This is a genomic window from Candidatus Curculioniphilus buchneri endosymbiont of Curculio glandium (assembly GCF_964275155.1).
Classification (GTDB): Bacteria; Pseudomonadota; Gammaproteobacteria; order Enterobacterales; family Enterobacteriaceae; genus Curculioniphilus; species Curculioniphilus buchneri.
The window spans coordinates 558108-579071 of the sequence record NZ_OZ193413.1 but is presented as its reverse complement, the minus strand read 5'-3'; the positions used below and the strand labels follow the sequence as shown (position 1 = coordinate 579071).

Below are 20964 nucleotides of genomic sequence, written 5' to 3'. Positions count from 1 at the left end.
GTTTGATAGATTTTTGACGAGCACGGTGGCGCTGCAACTCCATGGCATGATTAAATCCTCGCTCATCAACATAAAGATTATGTTCACGACATATGTCGGCAGTCATATCCAGAGGAAAACCATAGGTATCGTATAATCGAAAAGCGATATCACCATCAAGAATATTTCCACTAAGTTTAGACAACTCTTTATCTAAAAGAGCTAGACCTCGTTTTAAAGTACGGAAAAATTGTTCTTCCTCCGATTGTAATACTTGCTCTATTATTAACTGCTGTCGTTTTAAATAATCTTCAGTACAACCCATTACTGAAATTAATGGAGAAACTAACTTATAAAAAAAGGTATGTTTAGCACCTAACATGCTACCATGACGAACTGCACGTCGAATTATTCGACGTAATACATATCCTCTTCCTTCATTTGAAGGAAGAATACCATCACTAATTAAAAAAGCACAAGATCGAATATGATCTGCAATAACGCACAGAGATTTGCTATTTAAATCTTCGGCCCCTGTTATTTCTGCTGCAGCAGCAATAAGATATTTAAATATGTCGATATCATAGTTAGAATGGACATTTTGCAATACTCCTGCAATACGCTCTAATCCCATTCCTGTATCTACTGAAGGTTTTGGTAAAGGTAATAGTGTGCCATCAGCTTGTCGATCAAATTGCATAAATACCAAATTCCAAATTTCAGTATAACGATCTCCTTCTTCTTCGTTGAGGCTACCAGGAAGACTACCTGAAATATGTTTGCCATGATCATAGAAAATTTCCGAAGATGGTCCACAAGGACCAGTATCACTCATTTGCCAAAAATTGTCTGATTCATATATTTTACCCCTGTTATCACCAATACTGATAATGCGATCGCTCGATAATCCTATCTCATTAGACCAAATTTGATAAGTTTCACTATCAGTGAAATATACTGTGACCCAAAGCTTTTCTTTTGGTAAATTAAACCATTTTGAACTTGTTAACAATTCCCAAGCCCACTGAATAGTGTTACGTTTAAAATAGCTACCGAAGCTAAAATTACCTAACATTTCGAAAAATGTGAGATGACGGGCGGTATAACCGACTTTGTCTAAATCGTTGTGTTTTCCACCTGCCCGAACACAGCGTTGTGACGTTGTAACACATCGATAAAAAGGATGTTTTAAACCTAAAAAAACATCTTTGAATTGGTTCATACCGGCATTGGTAAACAGCAATGTTTTATCTTTATCAGGCACTAGAGAACTGCTTTTTACTATTTGGTGATTTTTGCTATGGAAAAATTCTAAAAATGTTTGACGGATTTCAGTAGTACTCTTGCTCATAGTGTTCTCAAAATTATGTGAATAAAATTCAATATTGAATATTAAATAATAAATGCTATTGTTAGATATCTTTAGATAAGAAATAACACTATACTTCAACTTCGGCGAAATATATCATTAGTTAATGACGAATCAACTTTGTGATTTATATCACCACGTTACACTCTATATACAAAACTTTTTTTTGAAAAAAGTATATTATGGTATGTTTATGTCGCCTATCTTTTTGATTTGTACATAAAGATTAATTTTAATTATTTTATTTATAAATTAATTATCTCAAGTATAACGCACATCATTATTAGCCCGCCTCTCTAACTTTCTGTATGCAATGCCTGAAATATGTTCCTAAAATCATAGAAATTGTTATTGGCGATCTGTAGTCTCTATCGTTGTTTAGGGAACCACATCTAACACTATTCATTTTGTTTACTAATTTCTATATTTTCTACAGCTGTAGAATGATTAACTAAGCTGTTATAATTAACGTTATGTAATAACATTGATCTTAATGTTGTATTTAAATTAGTAAAGATTTCTTTATGTTCTTTTAAAAAATTACATGCGTTCATTTTTCCCTGGCCAATTTTTTCTCCACGGTAACTATACCATGCACCTGCTTTTTCAATAAGTTTATATTTAACTCCAAGTTCGAGTAATTCATCAAAAATATTAATGCCTTCTCCATACATAATTTGAAATTCAGCTTGTTTAAACGGTGCAGCTACTTTATTTTTTACTACTTTAACACGGGTTTCACTACCTACTATTATATCTCCTGTTTTTACTGATCCGATACGGCGAATATCTAGACGAACGGAGGCATAAAATTTAAGTGCATTACCACCAGTCGTAGTTTCTGGATTACCAAATAGAACACCAATCTTCATACGAATCTGATTAATAAAAATCAACAAAGTATTAGCATTTTTTAAATTTCCTGCTAATTTACGCATTGCTTGACTCATCATGCGGGCTGCAAGACCCATGTGAGAATCACCAATTTCACCTTCAATTTCCGCTTTCGGAGTCAATGCAGCTACAGAATCCACAATAATCACATCGACAGCACCGGACCGAGTTAGCGCACCGCATATCTCTAATGCTTGTTCACCAGTATCTGGCTGAGAACAAAGAAGATTATCGATATCCACGCCTAATTTTTTAGCATAAATAGGATCTAGAGCATGTTCAGCGTCGATAAAGGCACAAGTTTTTCTTTCTTTTTGTGCTGTAGCAATAACTTGTAATGTCAGAGTAGTTTTACCTGACGCTTCAGGTCCATAAATTTCAACAATACGACCCATGGGCAATCCCCCAGTACCCAACGCAATATCTAAAGATAGAGAACCCGTGGAAATGGTTTCAACGTCCATGGAACGATCTTCACCTAGACGCATAATGGAACCTTTTCCAAACTGTTTTTCAATTTGGTCTAATACTGCCGCTAGCGCCTTTTTTTTTTTCTCGTCAATAGCCATTGTAACTCCTAATTAAGCAGCAAGAGAGATCGCACCTTGTTCATTTTTTTAAAAATTAAGAATATATCGGAGGATATCTAGTATATTATGTTATTATACAGTATCAAATGAATATATTATAGACTATATTAGAAATAACGTAATACACGTGAAATGCACATTTGTTCATGTACATTTTTTGATTTTCACTTAAAAGTTTATACTCAAGTTAGGTAAAAAACGTTTACTTGGTTTTATCCCTGAATTACATTACACAATCGAGTGTCAGATTCTGATTATATCAGAAGTAACGATATTATCTTTTTTTGATTGCATATTGATTGTTAAATATAATAGAATTATTAAAGATGCTAATCTATTAATTGTTTACTATGTCTATACCTATTTTGTATAACGCTAATGCATTATCTATTAAATAGATTAACTTTTATCTAATATATTTAAAGGATATAGTTGCATACAAAATGAGCTAATTGAGAAAACATGTTTTCTATCATTTACTTTTCCTATATATACCTTGATAAAAGAATCAATTGATTGATTACATGAAGCATTATTACACGTGTAATATTTAATTAATATTTTCTCAAAAAATGGAATATATATATTTTGTTTGATATATGGTTACTATTATCTATTATCTATCATTATTTATGATGATTTATATATTATATTTTATAATGATAAATAGTATATCATGCTCTAAGCTATAGAACATATATCTATATTGCTATGATTAATTTCTAACATTATATTTTAATAGTTTAAGTTTAATGAATTATATAATAGATTATATACTATATATACTATTCTTAGTATAGTTATTTTATAATGAGCAGACAAAGCTTAATGAAATAGCTATTTACTTTTACAATGCTATAGATTTTATGTATTATAAATATGTATTATATATGTATTATAAAAGAGTCATATGTATTATCGTAGATAACATTATCACATAAGATGTGATATTAAGACGTTATAGATAAAATATTTTTAAAAAGATTATATTAGCCTCTATCAAACATTATTTATTAATTAATTAGCAATTTATACTATAGATCCTTCTAACTAATATTGATTCTATAATTAATATGAATTACATCATTATTAGTCTATCATGATCATAATTGGCACTATTCAACAGTAATTTGAATTTAGTTGTTTTCGACGATAGTCAATCTAGATACCCTATTAGGTAAAATATTCAATAACATTGAATTCATACAATCCTTATAAACTATAAGGGGGGGATAATTTTATGGTCAATTGTGATTGGAATTACTATATGATATATATACTAGATGTAAATAGTATATATACTATATTTTCTTGAAAAAGAATTAAATTCTTATATGTCCATATAATTAAAATAATGTTTTTAAAAAAATCATGTGTCCTACAGATCAAGGAGAAATCTTTTTGGAAAAAAGATGAATTTTAATCGTGTTAAATATTTAAATTTAAAAGATTGACAATTATTTATTGTAAATTTTTTGCAATGGAAAATACCTTTTTAATTATTAAAAATAATAAAAATTAAAAAATATATAAAACCTCTATTCATAATAGAGAATAGTCATTCTATTCATTAATAAATATTTAATTAATTTATAATATATCATTAATAATAATTTTTTATATATTAATAATATTCTATATAGTCTACTACACTATAAATGCATCAATATGCTGACGCTATTCTATGTATATAAATATTTGATCTTTATAATCATAAAGATATTTTAACATAGTCAATCACTCTAATAATTTTATTAAATTTAGCAGAATTATCATTAATAATATTAGATAAAATTTTTTTGATTAACCTATATTATAACTTTGATAGTTTTCAAATAATATTGAAGTATTGATCAGAATTCTTAAACTAAGATATAATCTTAAAATGTATATATTCCATATAAAATATAATGAATCAATGACTTCTACTAGAAGTAGATATTAATATTAAGTAGTAATCTATTACTAGATATTTTAGTTAGTTTGTAATTTTCTAGCAATATTTTATTTTGCATTATAACTATTTACATATAAATTAAATTATCGAAGTTATTTAAACAAAATTGTTAATTTATAAATCATAGATGTAGATTAACATTAAATTCAAATAATTTTTCAATTTTATATTTATCTTAAGAAGATAATGTAATTTACTATATACATAGAATGTAATTTTATGGAATAAATTTAAAAAAATGTAAATAGAATGCTTATAAAATACTTATCAAATGACAATGAACAAGACAATTTATGTCCTAAATCATAGGATTTAACATTTAAATAGTAATATTAGAATAGAGTATTTTTTATGTGAAATCAATATTTATTAAAATTTAAAATGAATTAAAAATTCAATGATGAGATGTCAATCTCTTTTTTATAAAGAGTATGATACTTATTATTTAATAATAAATATCATCAGAATTTCATTCTATAGTTATTTTTTTATACAGTATAAAAGTTTAATTATCTTTACCTCATTATCTATTATGAAATTTATTTTTGTAACAAATACATCAATCACTATTATAAAATAGATAATAAGAAATAAAATTTATTATAAAAAAAGAATTATAACTAAAATAATTTAGTTAGATAGTAATAATTATCATTAAATGATAGTTATTGTGTTAACTAAAATGCACATAATCATAAATTAGTGAATATTAGTTATCCATCCAATATCGGACTTAAATTTAAATAGTAGATAATAATTTGAAGTTTATTTTTTTATAAGGTTAAATACTAACCTAATTAATTAAGATTAATCTTAATATTATTAAGCCATGTTATCTACATTAATAAATATTTGTAGTTATAGCCAATTTTTACGTTTAAAATAAATATAAGGTACTAAACCCACTAAAATCATTGAAAGGATGGCACCAGGGTAACCAAAAGACCATTTGAGTTCTGGCATGAATTCAAAGTTCATCCCATAGCTAGACGCAATCAACGTTGGTGGTAAGAAAATAACCGATACAACCGAAAAAATTTTGATAATACGATTTTGTTCTATATTGATGAAACCCATTGCTGCCTGCATTAAAAAATTTACTTTCTGAAATAACGATTCATTATGAGGCAATAAAGATTCAATATCGCGTAAAATTTCCCGTGCTTGTTCTAATTGTCCCGATGGTAGACGTGTTTTTCGGACTAAAAAGTTCAGTGCACGCTGTGTATCCATTAGGCATAATCTAACCTTCCATCCTACGTCTTCTAACTCAGCAAGTGTGGAAAGTGCTTTATCATATTCATCATCTTGATGTCCTTCCATAATGACTAAACTGAGTGCTTCTAAATCACTGTAAATATTTTCAATTTCATCTGCTAACTGCTCAATTTTTGTTTCAAATAAATCCAATAATAATTCATAAGCATTTCCATCAATCAATGTCTGACTACGAGTGCGCATTCGATACAATCGAAATGCTGGCAATTCACGTTCACGTAAAGTATAAAGTCGACCATTGCGAACAGTAAATGCTACAGTAGTGTTTCCGGCATGATCATCAGAATCGGCATAAAAGAAAAAAGAGTGAATATGTAAACCATCTTCGTCTTCAAAAAACCGAGCCGATGCCTCAATATCCTCTAATTCAAGGCATGTTTCTAAACTCTGACCCAATTCATGTTGGATCCGATTTCGTTCCTCATCTCCAGGTTCTATCAAATCTATCCAAACTGATTTAAATAAAGTTCCTGGTTTGTCAGCGTCAAGACGTGACAACCGATAGTTATCTAATTGAAATGCATGAAGCATACGCCTTAATTATCCTATGAGATAAGGAATGGAAAACGCATCAGTATATAGTAATATAAGGTAACATAACAGTACCATTGAATATCAAAGTATCAAAGATTTGACTCTATGCGACACTAAACTATAAGTCGCTGATAATAACCAATGACAGTGTCAGCCGTATAAGATAACTTAGCGTGATTATGTAATAGACAGATTAATGAGCCAGTATCTACTACCAGGGATATTCAAGGCGTAACCTTTCCTGAGATAAAAAAATCTGTTAATAATGTGAAACACCATTTAATCAGTTTATATAAAATATAATAGTGTACAAAGTGTACCTTATTTTCCAGCATTATATTTTTTTTAAAAAAGGATAAGTTGCTATTAACCATTTAGTGCCTTTATGTCGAAAATCAATTTGAAATCGACTATGTTTACCACTTCCTTTGAAATTAATTATTCTACCTTCACCAAATTGTGGATGGAGAACTCGCTGGCCAAATTTAAAATTGCTGAAATTTTCTTCCTTAGTTAGCACATTTATGCACGGATTGTCAGCTAAATGGGTGACATAATTGCATAGCTGCACTTCTTTAATGCATGCAGTTGGCATTTCATCAATAAAACGAGAAGGTTGATGGTTTATGTCTTTTCCATATAATCTTCGATTCTTAGCATAAGTAATTATCAGCTTTTTCATTGCGCGAGTAATTCCTACATATACCAAACGACGCTCTTCTTCTATACGTTCACTTTGATCTAACGACATCATGTTTGGTAGCATGCCTTCTTCCATACCAACAATAAATACTTGAGAAAACTCTAATCCTTTAGAAGAATGTAACGTCATTAATTTCACTGCATTTTGATGGATATTTTCCTGGCCTACTCCTTCATCTAGAAGAGTATGTGACAAGAATAAAGATAATAAATCTTTATCTTTATTATTGTTAACACTAAATTGGCGAGTAGCAGTCACTAATTCTGCAAGATTATCAATACGAGTTTGACTGTTATCTCCTTGTATACATTCATACATCTTCCAAAGACCAGAATTTTTAATCACTACATCGGTTTGTACATGCAATGGTAATTCTATTGTCTCTGATTCTAACATGTCTAGTAAATTAAGAAATTTTTGCAATGCAGATGCAGTTCTGCCTGATAACATTTTTTCTTGTAGCAGTACTTGACTAGCTTTCCACAACGTAATTTGTCGATTTTGAGCAATGTGTCTTATTAAATTTAATGTACGGTCACCAAGACCACGTGTTGGCCTATTAACGATTCGTTCATATGCGGCGTCATCATGACGATTGACGATAAGTCGCAAATAGGCAAGTACATCTTTTATTTCTTGACGTTCAAAAAACCGTACACTTCCATAAATGTGATATGGTAATCCTATTTGAAGCAATGCTTCTTCTAACACGCGTGATTGCGCGTTACTGCGATAAAGAATAGCACAATCTTTAAGTACTAGTCCTTTTTTTTGATCAGCTTTAATACAGTTAACAACAAAATTCGCTTCATCTAATTCGTTAAATGCACAATAAAGCACAATAGGCTCACCTATATCACTCGCTGTCCATAAACTTTTGGCTAATCTATTGCCATTATGGGCAATCAGGGTATTTGCTATTTTTAAAATATTGCTGGTAGAACGGTAGTTCTGTTCCAAAACAATAGTTCGAACATTTGGAAATTCATGAAGAAAACGATGAATGTTTGCAACCTGTGCTCCACGCCAACCATAAATTGATTGATCATCGTCACCAACACTCATGACACTATTGTCATAGCCTGCTAACATACGAATCCAAGAATACTGAATTTGGTTAGTATCCTGAAATTCATCTATAAGAATATTAGAAAAACGCTTTTGATAATGATATAAAATGTGTGGTTTATGCAGCCATAATTCATAAGCACGTAGTAGCAATTCAGAAAAATCTACTATGCCAGCACGATCACACATATCTTGATAAGTTCGGTAGATTTTTTGGTAAGTGTTGTCTATTAAATTTTCTGAGAATTTAATATGATGTGGACGTAATCCTTTCTCCTTTTTAGTATCAATATACCACATTATCTGACGTGGTAACCATGTTTTTTCATTTAGGTTCATAGTTCGTATCAATCGTTTGATTAACTGTAATTGATCTTCCTTGTCAATAATTTGAAAGTTTTGCGGTAGATTAGTGTCTATATAATGGTAACGTAACAAGCGATGGGCAATACTATGAAAAGTACCAATCCACATATTATTTTGTTTGCTTTTCAGTAGAAATTCAATGCGATTACGCATTTCTCCTACTGCCTTAGTAGTAAATGTTACTGCTATAATAGAAGCAGGAGAACATTTTTCAACTAATAGAAGCCAAGCAACTCGGTATACCAGTACTCGAGTTTTACCACTTCCAGCTCCGGCTAGTACTAACATATTATTACGCGATGAAACTACAGCTTTCCGTTGATTATCATTTAAATTTTTGAATAAATTAGAAACATTCATGAATAATTTTCAACATAAAAAATAATTAAGTTACTTGTAAAAATTACTAGAAATATTTACTATAAAACTATAGATATAAAACTGTGCATCAATGATAATGAAATTTATTTTCGAATATTTCCTAATAGTGCTAAAATCATAGTAAAATGTCTTGTCTAATTTTATCATATTTTGATAAAAATATCTAGATTTTATATTTGTTATTTAATGTAATCTTTTTTAATGTTGTATACAATGTTGATACAACATGCGATGTATTTCAAATAACGCTAATAATTCTAATAAAATGTAGAAAAATAAAAATTGATTTTAGAATATTTTAAGTATATATAGATTGTATATCTGTGTAAAGCTGGCATTGATTTCAAATAAATTTGACAAAGCAATACTTTTTCATTAAATGAATCTGTTTAATTATAGTATTAAATCAATATGTAGATGCTTGAAATTTATTTATAGTCCATCTATAATATAGGATAACAACATCCTTAAAATTATATAAATATTTGATTGATAAAAATAATTATTAAATATTAAAAATATTTCATTGAAATCAAAGAGAAAATGAACATGATGTTCAAAAAAACAATAAACATACATTTTCTATTACCTAATCATAATAGTTTTATATTTTAATTTAAACATTATTATTTTCGTTATCAGCATAATATTTAATATTACATTGGTGTTTTATGTTTTTTATTTAAATATCTTTATTTAAAAATCTTTTTTTAAATGTAATTCTTATAACGAAATACATGAAAATTCAACAGTAATATTATGTTCTTTTATACCTATGTGTAGGTAGTGCATAAATTTGTATTAAAAATCACGATATATGAAAGTAACACTTAATTTTAACTATATGCATTTAGTGAGTCAAAAAATATAAAAAAATATTTTAAAATAAAAACATTCAATCAAAATAAATTCTTTAGTAATAAAATTATTCGTGATTTATGATAAGTTTTTTTGAGTGTTCAAATTATTGAATATTATTTCATTATTTAAATAATGTCGTTGTTTTTAATGTAACAATAAAATACAAATTACGTTTAACAAATTTATTATCTAATAGATAGATATTATTGATGAATAATAGGGAATATATTAACATTATCTTGAAGTTCTATATTGATAGAATATGCATATTTCTTTTTCTATTTATTTTATAGATGGATAAACCCGTCATAAATGTGAGCAGCTGGTCCAGTCATAAACAATGGATGACCGGGGCCGCGCCAATTAATTGCAAGCTGTCCTCCTGGAAGATCAACTCGTACTTGTTCTGCTAGATGTCCTTGTGTAATCCCTACTGCAGCAGCAGCACAAGCACCGCTACCACAAGCCTGTGTTTCTCCAGCACCTCGTTCATACACTCTTAATCGAATGTGACCACGATTGATGACTTGCATAAATCCAACATTAACCCATTCAGCGAAACGTTCGTGATTTTCTAGTACTGGACCAAGTGTTGAAACTTGCGCTGTTTCTACATTGTCTACGACAATCACACAATGCGGATTACCTATAGAAACTACACCACATAATATAGTTTGTTCTGCGGCACGAAAAATATAAATTTTTTCGGCTCGTTCTGTACAAAATGGTATTTGTTGGGGATTAAAATTAGGTTCTCCCATATTGACACATATTAAATTATCTTCAGTAATGGTTAAAACCATACGTCCACTTTGAGTACTAACATGAATTTCAAGTTTATTTATTAACTTCTTCATACGTACAAAATGAGCAAAACAACGGGCACCATTGCCACATTGTGCGACTTCATTACCATCTGCATTAAAAATACGGTAGTGAAAATCTAAATCTGGATCATATGGTGGTTCTACTAACAACAATTGATCAAATCCAACACCATAATGTCTATCTGAGAGACGACGAATTATTTCAGATGAAAAACAAAGATTTTGCGTTATAGCATCTACAACCATGAAATCATTACCTAAACCATGCATTTTAGAAAATCGCATAATATCCTCATATTTTCTATCTGAATAACGTAACACAATACATTCTATTATTAGCATGAATATAGTTATATGACGATACTAATATCAATAACTTATATTCAAAGCTAACGTTACATTTTTATTAACATTTTTATTAACATTATAATATCGAGCTAAACTAAGTTTATTAACTTAAAATATTTATATATTAGTATAAGTTACTATTTTTGTATAGTAGATTATTAATAATAATATACTGTATTATACAATAAATTATTTTAATTATAGTATGCTTTATGTACTTAATATTCATTTCTATATATCAATAAAAAAATAATAGATATTATGATTGTAATGAAATATCGTTACTAGTTAATAACTAAATCTTAACAATCGTGTAATGCACGTATTTTTACGTATAAAAATTATTTATGGCTTTTATTAAAATAAACAATACTTGTAAGAATTAAGACTAATTTTCTTATTTTTTTGAATTAAATAATTTAATATACTATTCTTGATAGCCAACATTAAACGAAATCAGGTTATTTGTATATTGATACTATAATCAATTTTTGATTATTGAAGATAATTATTAATTTATAATATTAATTAATAATTATATATAAAATGTATAGATTTAATACATTAAATTCAATAATATTTACAGTACAAATATTACATTGATTATATTGAAATTAATATTGCTTAAATATCTTTAATATTTTACCAAATTTCATTTGATATAGAGAATGTAATTCTTAAAAAATTTTTTTAACTTTCAAAATTATCAATTAGTTCAATACTGACAATTCAATACTCATATTGTAAATATATTACTATAATTTAATTGTTAATGATAAAATCCATTAATAATGGAGATAATTAATCATATTACTATAATTAATATGTTGAAGGTTATTGTTTATTAAGAACATGACAAAATTTAGATTAGTTCTAATAAGTTTTATCCTTAAATTTAATAATTTGAGCTTAAAATAATTATCGAAATAATTATTAGGATTTATAAATCAACGCGCCAATATTTTTAGGATAGCTTGTATACTTAAATTGTTTCGATGAGCGAATTGAATCAAATTATTATAGCTATTCATCATGATGTCTAAAATCTCGTTATGAGTTTGACGTATTTTGCCAACTTTCAAATTAGCAAGATTATCAAGCATAATTAATCTTTCTTCATTCCATCCCCAATTTTTTACTAATTGTATTAGAATCTCTCGTCTCCAAAGTATATTGTTTACAGATTGTGATAACGTTTCACGGATTTTTAAATAAAAGCAGCATCGGACTATATCTAACCGCGTCGTATCATTAATTTGTATTAAATAATAAGTGATCCGTTCTAACATCATACAGTAGGGATCAAGACCAAAGGATACTATCTCACCGTCATGTAAATGTTGTTTAATATTTATTGATAAAAATTTAGTATGGGGATACTCCCAAGAGTATGCTTCTAATAATAATGTTTTTAAAACAGCTTTATAAGGTGAAATAGTACTTTGATATAGATGATATAGGCTAGACTCAAAATATTCTTCTATAGATAATGTGCCACCAAGGCCTCCTAGATTAAGCCATTCATTAGGTATTAATGCACCGCAAGTATACAATGATAAAACATATTCATCATAATTAGCTTCTTCTTTTCCAGGTACTATATTCCATAGAATACGTTTTCCACCCAAACGTACTGCAGTACGATAAAACTCATCTAGTAAAAGCATATGATGTGTTGAACCGTAAAATTCATCTTTCAACATGTTTTTGTTGTGATGTCGAAAATAATGCTCATTAATTAAAAAAAAATTAACATCTACACCTTGGCAAATAGCCCATTGTTCAAGCAAATGACATTTATGTTGTAATTGAGTACGTTCTTCAGTATCTAGCCAAGATTGATAGCATACCCAAATATCAAGATCAGAATGGATATTCTGCCCAATAGAAGAAGTACTTCCCATAGAATAAACGCCAGTGATTGGTTGTTCTTCATGATTTGATATGGAAAATGACATACTCATTTTCCGACTTATATTATTTATCCAAGAGCGCTGAGTCTCATCAGGGACATAAGAACAAATACCATAAGGTACATTACCATCTAGGTATCCTGGAAGCATTGGATGATGGAAGTGCAATAAAGTTGGTAACAAATTATAGACATGTTGAAATATCGGCCCCATAGCAGATAAGGCGCGATTTATCCGAAGCTGATTAATTGCGTCCAGTCTTTGTTTCAAAGTTTCAATATAAAAGTCAAGACGTTTCGTCTGATCGTCCTCATGCTCAGAATATAACTTTTTACCTTATTGACTATAAAAGTACCCACACAGTGAGCTAACAAACATTATAAACACAATTAATTTAACATCTTACTGATTAATCGTAAAGAACGATTCAAATATAATTGAATATGAATTGTTCGTAATAATTCAAAATGATTTTATCTACTTTCTTACAGTTAAAAACTAATAATTTCTTGTTATCAATGTTCAAAGAGCTAATAAATGATAAACAGATTAGACATGTGTCAAATAACTAAATGAGAATACTATCTCATAATATTATTTACTTCTCTGAAAAATTGATACTGTATGAAAAATTTTTACATAACTAAAGATAAAAACAATATTTCATATTAGCTTACTAGTATACTATTCAAAAACATCAATCAAAATAATGCATTAACAACAATATTGTTGAATTGACTAATGATTATAGAAAATTAGACAAATATTTTTAATCAAAAAGACATGATGCTATACACATAGATTTCATTTTTAAAAAGAGAAAGTAATGTTATATAATAAGATTACTTTCCTGAAGTTTCTCAATTAATTGATAATACTATGTAAGTACTATTAACATATTATTTCAGACATATTTTGCTAACTATTAGTTGTGCATTACTAACATGAATTATATATCTATCACTCGATTGAATAACAGACCATCCTAATTATAAAATTAGCCATTTGTACCTTAATTTAAAAATAACCACAATTTTATTATGCTCATTGTAGCGGCATGCAATTTCCAATAACCGGACATGATTGACCATGTCCGTATGAAGATCAGTCTAAAACATGTTTTTCATTTAAAAAAGATCATAAAACCAATTAATTTTAATGATTCATCACTCAGTATCTATACGTAATTGAAATAAAAAATATGATAATGCACACTAGTAAAAAATCGAATTAGTCTTATTTTTATGTGAAAATAAAAGACTTAATTTAAATAGGAATATTTTATTATAATTGATAATTAATTTTTTGAAAAAACAAAATTTCATTTTACATAATTTATTAAAACTATGTTTTTAAAAAACATCATTCTTATTTATCCATGGATTTTAAATGACAGAGAAAACATAGTTTACATATATACAAAAAATTATTTGTCTTACCATGGACCTATTAATCTATTTGTTCTATAACTAATTTAATCGCTTCATTAAACTAAGTTTAGTAATTTAACATTGAAAAAACCAATTTTTGCACAATTTATGTTATTATAAAATCTATTGTATATTACATAATGTAGATATGATTATCTTAACAACATTGAAGATATTGTATCGATACATACTGCTTTATCAATTCTGTCATCAAAACAATATAATTGGAAAACTCATAAAAATAATCTATATTGGTATATTTCATATCTAATTAGTGTGACAGTTTCCTCCTCCCGATAGTTATATTATGTTAATATGGCACCATATAAGTGATTTAGTACAACAAGTTTAATTATTTTGAAAATATGACAAGGATGAATTTAACATAAGCTATGGCTATAAATATAGCAGAAGAAATAACTATTACTAGTATAACTAAGGTGATGTTATGTATTAAGAAATAAAAAATTAACCTAATGTTTATATACACAATTCGTATATTATCAATATCAAAAATAAGGTATTAAAATCTTAATTAACATGATGAATTGAATTCACTACAGATATACGTTAATTAATTGGATTATAACAATATATAACTGTATTTCACATTAGTTTTTTAGGAAATCACTTAATTAAACAGTTTATTTATGATAAAGTCAGTATTTTAAAAAATATAAAGGATATACTATTGTATAAATAAAAACATTATATTTTATATTGTTTTGAAAATATATAAGTCAAATATACTATAATTTCAATATTACGTTCTTTTCCTTCAAAAAATTCACACAATCCGAGGACAATCACGTCACTATCATACTAGTAAATTCGATAATTTTAAGTTAAGACTGATAGTAAATACAATCGTGTTAAGATATTAAACATATAGAATAACTAATGCACTTATATTCCATATAATAACAAATACAATTAGGATTGTATTAAGATAATAACGATAGGGTTTGCATAATTCTTATATAAGAGAATGTTCGAACATAAATATTGTTAATTGATCAAAAATCATATCTAATATATGGTTTGATAGAAATAAAAACGATGTATGCTCATACTTAATCTATAAAACAATATATACAATTTTAATATTTAAAATTAAATGTTACTTCCTTAAGTAGTAATACTTTTTATATTAAATTTAATATCTATAAACTAGTTGAAATTGAATCAAAATTCAGTATTTACTGGATCAAAGTTTAAAGCACCTTAAACAATATTAATAAAATAATAGTAAAAAGTAACCATAAATAATCGTAAAAAATTTTATAATGATAAAATATAAAACTAATTGCATTTTAATAAAATAGATGGAATATATAGTAATATATGAAAATAACCACATTTAAATGTAAAAATTTTTATTTTAAAAAGTTCATTTATTTTAGAGTGTTACTTCTAACTTTTAAGAGTTTATAATTTTAATTATTAATTCAATGTGTCAATTAAATTATTTAAAACTGATTTTTATACAAAAATAATGGCATCTAACGATTATAGATTATTTTTCTAATATAGAAATTATTAATATAATTCAACCATATGTTATATTAACCTAACCAGTATAAGATTAGTAGTTTAACATTATACAATATATATTGTGTGTCGCAATACGAACAATATTCAAGTGATTTATTAGATCACCTAATCGTAAACAAATACGTAAATACATAAATATAAGATAAATATCTTAATGATTCAATCAAATTAATAAAACACATACTAAGTTTTAACTTACATAATATAAATACATCTACTTAAATATTTTAAATATCAAATATTACTTTTATATTAATTACAATAATCTTATATAACTTTATAATCTATAGACTCATGTTTTTATTCAGATATAATTAATATTATAATTACATAATGCACAAATCTAGGGGATTTTTATGACAATTGAACGTACTTTATCAATTATTAAGCCAGATGCTGTTGCCAAAAATATTATTGGTACGATCATTAATCGCTTTGAAAATATTGGTTTGACCGTGATTGGCGCTAAAATGTTGCGCTTACATCGTGAACAGGCAGAAGGATTTTATGCTGAGCATAAAAATAAATCATTCTTTAATGATTTGGTAGTTTTTATGATCTCTGGCCCTATTTTCGTGCAAGTTTTAGAAGGAAAAAATGCTGTTCGACAAAATCGTAAAATCATAGGTGCTACAGATCCTATGAATGCATTAGTCGGAACTCTACGTGCTGATTACGCTAATAGCGTAATCGAAAACACGGTACATGGCTCAGATTCTTTCCACTCTGCTACACGAGAAATTGCTTATTTCTTTACTGACGAAGAATATTTTTCACGTATACGAACTAATTACTCATAAAAATAAAACAACAGATGCCATTAATGTGTAACCCGTAAACTGTCAGGCATTAAAATTAAAATCTATGCTTTTACACGTTCGACTAAAATAATATAATCGACATTCGATCGAAATATTATATATATAACGTATATAAAAGTATAACCAGGCTTATAAAATGATATCCAATTACAATTATTTACAAAAGACTCTCATTAAAACACATTCTATCATAGCTGCTAATACATGCACAGATAATCCAAAACAAAATTTACTTGATATGAATCAACAGCAGCTGCGTGATTTTTTTATAACATTGAAAGAAAAACCATTTCGTGCTGATCAAGTAATGAAATGGATATATCACTATTGCTGTGATAACTTTGATCAAATGACTGATATTCAACAATCACTCCGTGAAAAGTTAAAAGTACAAGCGATAATTCATGCACCAGAGATCATTAGAGAACAACGTTCATCTGACGGTACTATTAAATGGGCTATGAAAATTGATCATCAACAGATCGTTGAGACAGTATATATTCCAGAAGATAACCGTGCGACCTTATGCATTTCATCTCAAGTAGGCTGTGCGCTACAATGTACTTTTTGTTCAACTGCTCAACAGGGATTCAACCGAAATTTACGTGTATTTGAAATTATTGGTCAGGTTTGGCGTGCAATTAAAATCATAAAAATAGATAAAATCAACAGTTATCGCCCCATTTCTAACATAGTGATGATGGGGATGGGAGAACCATTACTAAATTTAAATAATGTGGTATCAGCAATTAAAATTATGTTACATGATTTTGGTTTTGGATTATCAAAACATAAAGTGACATTATCAACTGCTGGTGTAGCTCCTGCTCTCGAGAAACTCGGCAACATGATAGACGTATCATTGGCGATCTCGCTTCACGCACCTAATGATATGATTCGTGATCAAATTATGCCTATTAATCGAAAGTATAATATTGAAACTTGCTTGTCAGCAGTGCATTGCTATCTTAATAAATCGAAAGCTAATCAGAGTCGTGTGACAGTAGAATATGTGATGCTTGATCATATTAACGACGACATCACACATGCGCATCAATTGGCTCAATGTTTAAAAAATACGCCATGTAAAATTAACCTTATTCCTTGGAATATATTTCCAAATGCACCTTATCAGTGTAGTCCTAAAACTCAAGTGGATCGTTTTGCACAAATCTTGAAAAATCATGGATTTATCACTATAGTTCGTAAGATTCGAGGAAATGACATTAATGCCGCTTGTGGCCAACTTGTAGGTAAAATTATAAATCGTACTAGATATAGTACGCATCATCAGATCAATGATACAAGCACTTAGTCACAAAATATAATGGCCAGTGATACACTGAGATATTTATCTAGCGTTATACAAACTTTGCTTATTTCTAGTAGTTAAAGTAATTAATTTAAAAAAATAAAAAATAGGATACGTTTCACTAAATTTATATTTCGTTAGAAAGCTAACAGATATTATACCTAAATATTTCAAATTATTATTAATATAATAAACGAAAATTATTATTGAAATATTTGTAATTACATATTACAGCAATTAAAATAACATATAAAATAACATGCAAAATCTAACGTAACGAAATTCTATCTGTATGGATAGTGATATTACATATCATTGATGATATCAACTAAGAAATCGAATTTTTAATAGTAACAATTTACTGTTTTAATTTCGTGTAAAAGTATATGTTCTATATATGACAAGGATAAGGCATTGTTACATATTGTAAAAAATAATGCTTTACTAAAGATTTAATTAATGTGTGTAAATTTCTATTTTTACATAAATGTAAAAGAAAGGTATTTATTTTATTGATGTTTTCGTTTATATAATTTAGCATAAGTAATATTATACCTATATAAAATATGAAATATAGGGGAACACATAACAATATGTATATCGTCGGATAGAAATATAATTTATTAATTATAGGTTAATTTGATTATGTCAGTTAGCTTAATTAACGATTTATGTCGTTATGGTAGAAGGCTTACAACCAATGATTTATAATCTAACAATACCAGTCATTTCCTAACCAATGAATATTGAATCCCTCCAATATCAAACAGAACTAAGTACCACAGGTGGACGTTTACGCCAAGCTAGAAAAAAAATGGGATTAAGCCAACAAGCTGTAGCTGAACGTTTATGCTTAAAAGTTTCCACTATACAGGACATCGAACAAGGTTATTCCAACCCTAATCTTGCTGCAACATTTTTACACGGCTATATTCGTTCGTATGCAAAATTGGTCCACCTTTCTGAAGCAGAACTTGTGCCAATAACTCATATACAAGCTCCGATTAAAGATTCAACGATAGAATCAACACAAAATTTTTCAATGAAAAAAATTAGTCAAAAATATGGCAGTTGGTTAATGATACTAGCCTGGTTAATTCTATTTGTAATAATTGGGCTAGTACTTACTTGCTGGAAACAAAATAATCAATCCCAAACATCAATTCTTACTCGTGTGACCGAGCAATATTCCTCTGAATTATTAGCATGGGAAGAGATAATTTTAACTTCACAAAGTGATGAAACTCAGAGTCAAAAACTAAAGATAGATCTTTTAATTAATAATCGTAATAATACTAAATTAATATCATCAGTTAATATTTCCCATCTATTTAAAATAAAAACTGTGTATACCAATAAGTACTCTCTAATCACGCACTCTACCAACAACGTCTGGCTAGCTGTTAATGCTGATTATAAAAAACTCTTTAGTAATGCTATACGGCATATATACGGCATTATAGAAATAAATTTAATTTAAACGATTACGCACCATAGAAGCTAATGCTTGGTAATAGTCCCAAGTACAACACGTTCGATATTAAAGTAAATTTAAGCCGATTTGTTAAATGAAAGCAGGTTGCTTAACTAACTTTAGATACGCAGTAAAATAGAATTTTTCAATCGAAAAATTGGAGAAAATCATGCATAATTCCGCACCTATTATCCGTCGAAAATCAAAACGTATTTACGTTGGAAAAGTACCAATAGGTGATGGTGCCCCTATTTCAGTACAATCAATGACCAATACTTATACGACAGACGTTGAAGCAACAGTACAACAAATTAAATCGTTAGAACGTCTTGGTGTTGATATAGTACGTATATCTATACCGACTATGGATGCTGCTGAAGCTTTTAAATTTATTAAAAATAGGGTTAATGTACCACTTATATCCGACATCCATTTTGATTATCGCATAGCGCTAAAAGTTGCACAATATGGTGTAGATTGCCTACGAATTAATCCTGGTAATATCGGTAATAAGGCTCGCATTTGCTCTGTCATAGATTGTGCAAAAGATAAAAATATACCGATTCGAATTGGTATTAATGCCGGTTCATTGGAGCGACACTTGCAAGAGAAATATCGTGAACCAACACCAGAAGCTCTTTTAGAATCTGCCATGCGACATGTGGATATTCTTGAAAAGCTTAACTTTAATCAGTTCAAGGTGAGTGTCAAAGCCTCAGATGTCTTTCTGGCAGTACAGGCTTATCGACTTTTGGCAGATCGTATTGAACAACCGCTGCATCTAGGTATCACTGAAGCTGGCGGAACCCGAAGTGGGACAGTAAAATCAGCAATTGGATTAGGTTTATTATTAAGTGAAGGGATTGGAGATACAATACGTATTTCTCTCGCAGCAGATCCAAAAGAAGAAGTAAGAGTTGGATTTGATATCTTAAAAGCCTTACGTATTCGTTCACGTGGAATCAACTTTATTGCTTGTCCAACATGTGCACGACAAGAATTTGATGTAATCGGTACTGTAAATACCTTAGAGCAGAATCTAGAAGATATTGTTACTCCAATGGATGTGTCTATTATTGGTTGTATTGTAAACGGACCCGGTGAAGCTATGCATTCTACGCTTGGAATAACTGGTGGTCGAAACAAAAGTAGTTTATATGAAGATGGCATGCATCAACATGAACGTTTCAATAATGAAACGATAACAGAGCAATTAGAAGCCCGTATCCGCGCAAAAGCAACCATTTTAGACAAGAAAAACCGTATATCCTATCATTTTAAAGAAAAATAAAGTAGGTACGATAC

Annotated in this window: 8 protein-coding genes and 2 pseudogenes; 4 read left to right on the top strand and 6 right to left on the bottom strand. The window is 28.4% G+C overall.

Annotated elements, in window-relative coordinates; translation table 11 throughout:
- Positions 1–7: 7 nt before the first annotated feature.
- The 6 genes and pseudogenes from alaS to ACICP0_RS01710 all read right to left on the bottom strand — a co-directional run.
- Positions 8–1330: pseudogene (gene alaS / locus ACICP0_RS01735) on the bottom strand (alanine--tRNA ligase); the annotation flags it as partial.
- A gap of 416 nt (positions 1331–1746) precedes the next feature.
- Positions 1747–2811 carry a recombinase RecA gene (gene recA, locus ACICP0_RS01730; RefSeq protein WP_395479599.1) on the bottom strand — a complete coding sequence of 355 codons (1065 nt, stop codon included), beginning with the start codon at positions 2809–2811 and terminating at the stop codon, positions 1747–1749.
- A 2836-nt stretch (positions 2812–5647) separates the two neighbouring features.
- Complete coding sequence (gene corA, locus ACICP0_RS01725; protein WP_395480219.1) at positions 5648–6598, bottom strand: magnesium/cobalt transporter CorA; 951 nt, start codon at positions 6596–6598, stop codon at positions 5648–5650.
- A gap of 337 nt (positions 6599–6935) precedes the next feature.
- Complete coding sequence (gene uvrD / locus ACICP0_RS01720; protein ID WP_395480218.1) at positions 6936–9098, bottom strand: DNA helicase II; 2163 nt, start codon at positions 9096–9098, stop codon at positions 6936–6938.
- Positions 9099–10267: 1169 nt separating this feature from the next.
- Positions 10268–11092, bottom strand: a complete 825-nt coding sequence (gene dapF, locus ACICP0_RS01715) for a diaminopimelate epimerase (protein WP_395480217.1) — start codon at positions 11090–11092, stop codon at positions 10268–10270.
- A 1002-nt stretch (positions 11093–12094) separates the two neighbouring features.
- Positions 12095–13382: pseudogene (locus ACICP0_RS01710) on the bottom strand (class I adenylate cyclase); the annotation flags it as partial.
- Between the two features lie 3026 nt (positions 13383–16408).
- Here ACICP0_RS01710 and ndk point away from each other — a divergent pair.
- The 4 genes from ndk to ispG all read left to right on the top strand — a co-directional run bounded on the left by ndk (position 16409) and on the right by ispG (position 20950).
- Positions 16409–16852, top strand: coding sequence for a nucleoside-diphosphate kinase (gene ndk / locus ACICP0_RS01705; protein WP_395480216.1), 444 nt, complete (start codon positions 16409–16411; stop codon positions 16850–16852).
- A 193-nt stretch (positions 16853–17045) separates the two neighbouring features.
- Positions 17046–18188 carry a bifunctional tRNA (adenosine(37)-C2)-methyltransferase TrmG/ribosomal RNA large subunit methyltransferase RlmN gene (locus ACICP0_RS01700; RefSeq protein WP_395480241.1) on the top strand — a complete coding sequence of 381 codons (1143 nt, stop codon included), beginning with the start codon at positions 17046–17048 and terminating at the stop codon, positions 18186–18188.
- A 736-nt stretch (positions 18189–18924) separates the two neighbouring features.
- Positions 18925–19665 (top strand): helix-turn-helix domain-containing protein, encoded by a 741-nt coding sequence (locus ACICP0_RS01695; RefSeq protein WP_395480215.1) that lies wholly within the window; start codon positions 18925–18927, stop codon positions 19663–19665.
- 163 nt (positions 19666–19828) lie between these two features.
- On the top strand, positions 19829–20950 hold the full coding sequence (gene ispG / locus ACICP0_RS01690; protein ID WP_395480214.1) for a flavodoxin-dependent (E)-4-hydroxy-3-methylbut-2-enyl-diphosphate synthase: 1122 nt from the start codon (positions 19829–19831) through the stop codon (positions 20948–20950).
- Positions 20951–20964 lie beyond the last annotated feature (14 nt).

Bases quoted from the DNA above. Each gene is read 5' to 3' on its own strand.
- recA (WP_395479599.1), bottom strand. From the start codon at position 2,811: ATGGCTATTGACGAGAAAAAAAAAAAGGCGCTAGCGGCAGTATTAGAC.
- corA (WP_395480219.1), bottom strand. From the start codon at position 6,598: ATGCTTCATGCATTTCAATTAGATAACTATCGGTTGTCACGTCTTGAC.
- uvrD (WP_395480218.1), bottom strand. From the start codon at position 9,098: ATGAATGTTTCTAATTTATTCAAAAATTTAAATGATAATCAACGGAAA.
- dapF (WP_395480217.1), bottom strand. From the start codon at position 11,092: ATGCGATTTTCTAAAATGCATGGTTTAGGTAATGATTTCATGGTTGTA.
- ndk (WP_395480216.1), top strand. From the start codon at position 16,409: ATGACAATTGAACGTACTTTATCAATTATTAAGCCAGATGCTGTTGCC.
- ACICP0_RS01695 (WP_395480215.1), top strand. From the start codon at position 18,925: ATGAATATTGAATCCCTCCAATATCAAACAGAACTAAGTACCACAGGT.
- ispG (WP_395480214.1), top strand. From the start codon at position 19,829: ATGCATAATTCCGCACCTATTATCCGTCGAAAATCAAAACGTATTTAC.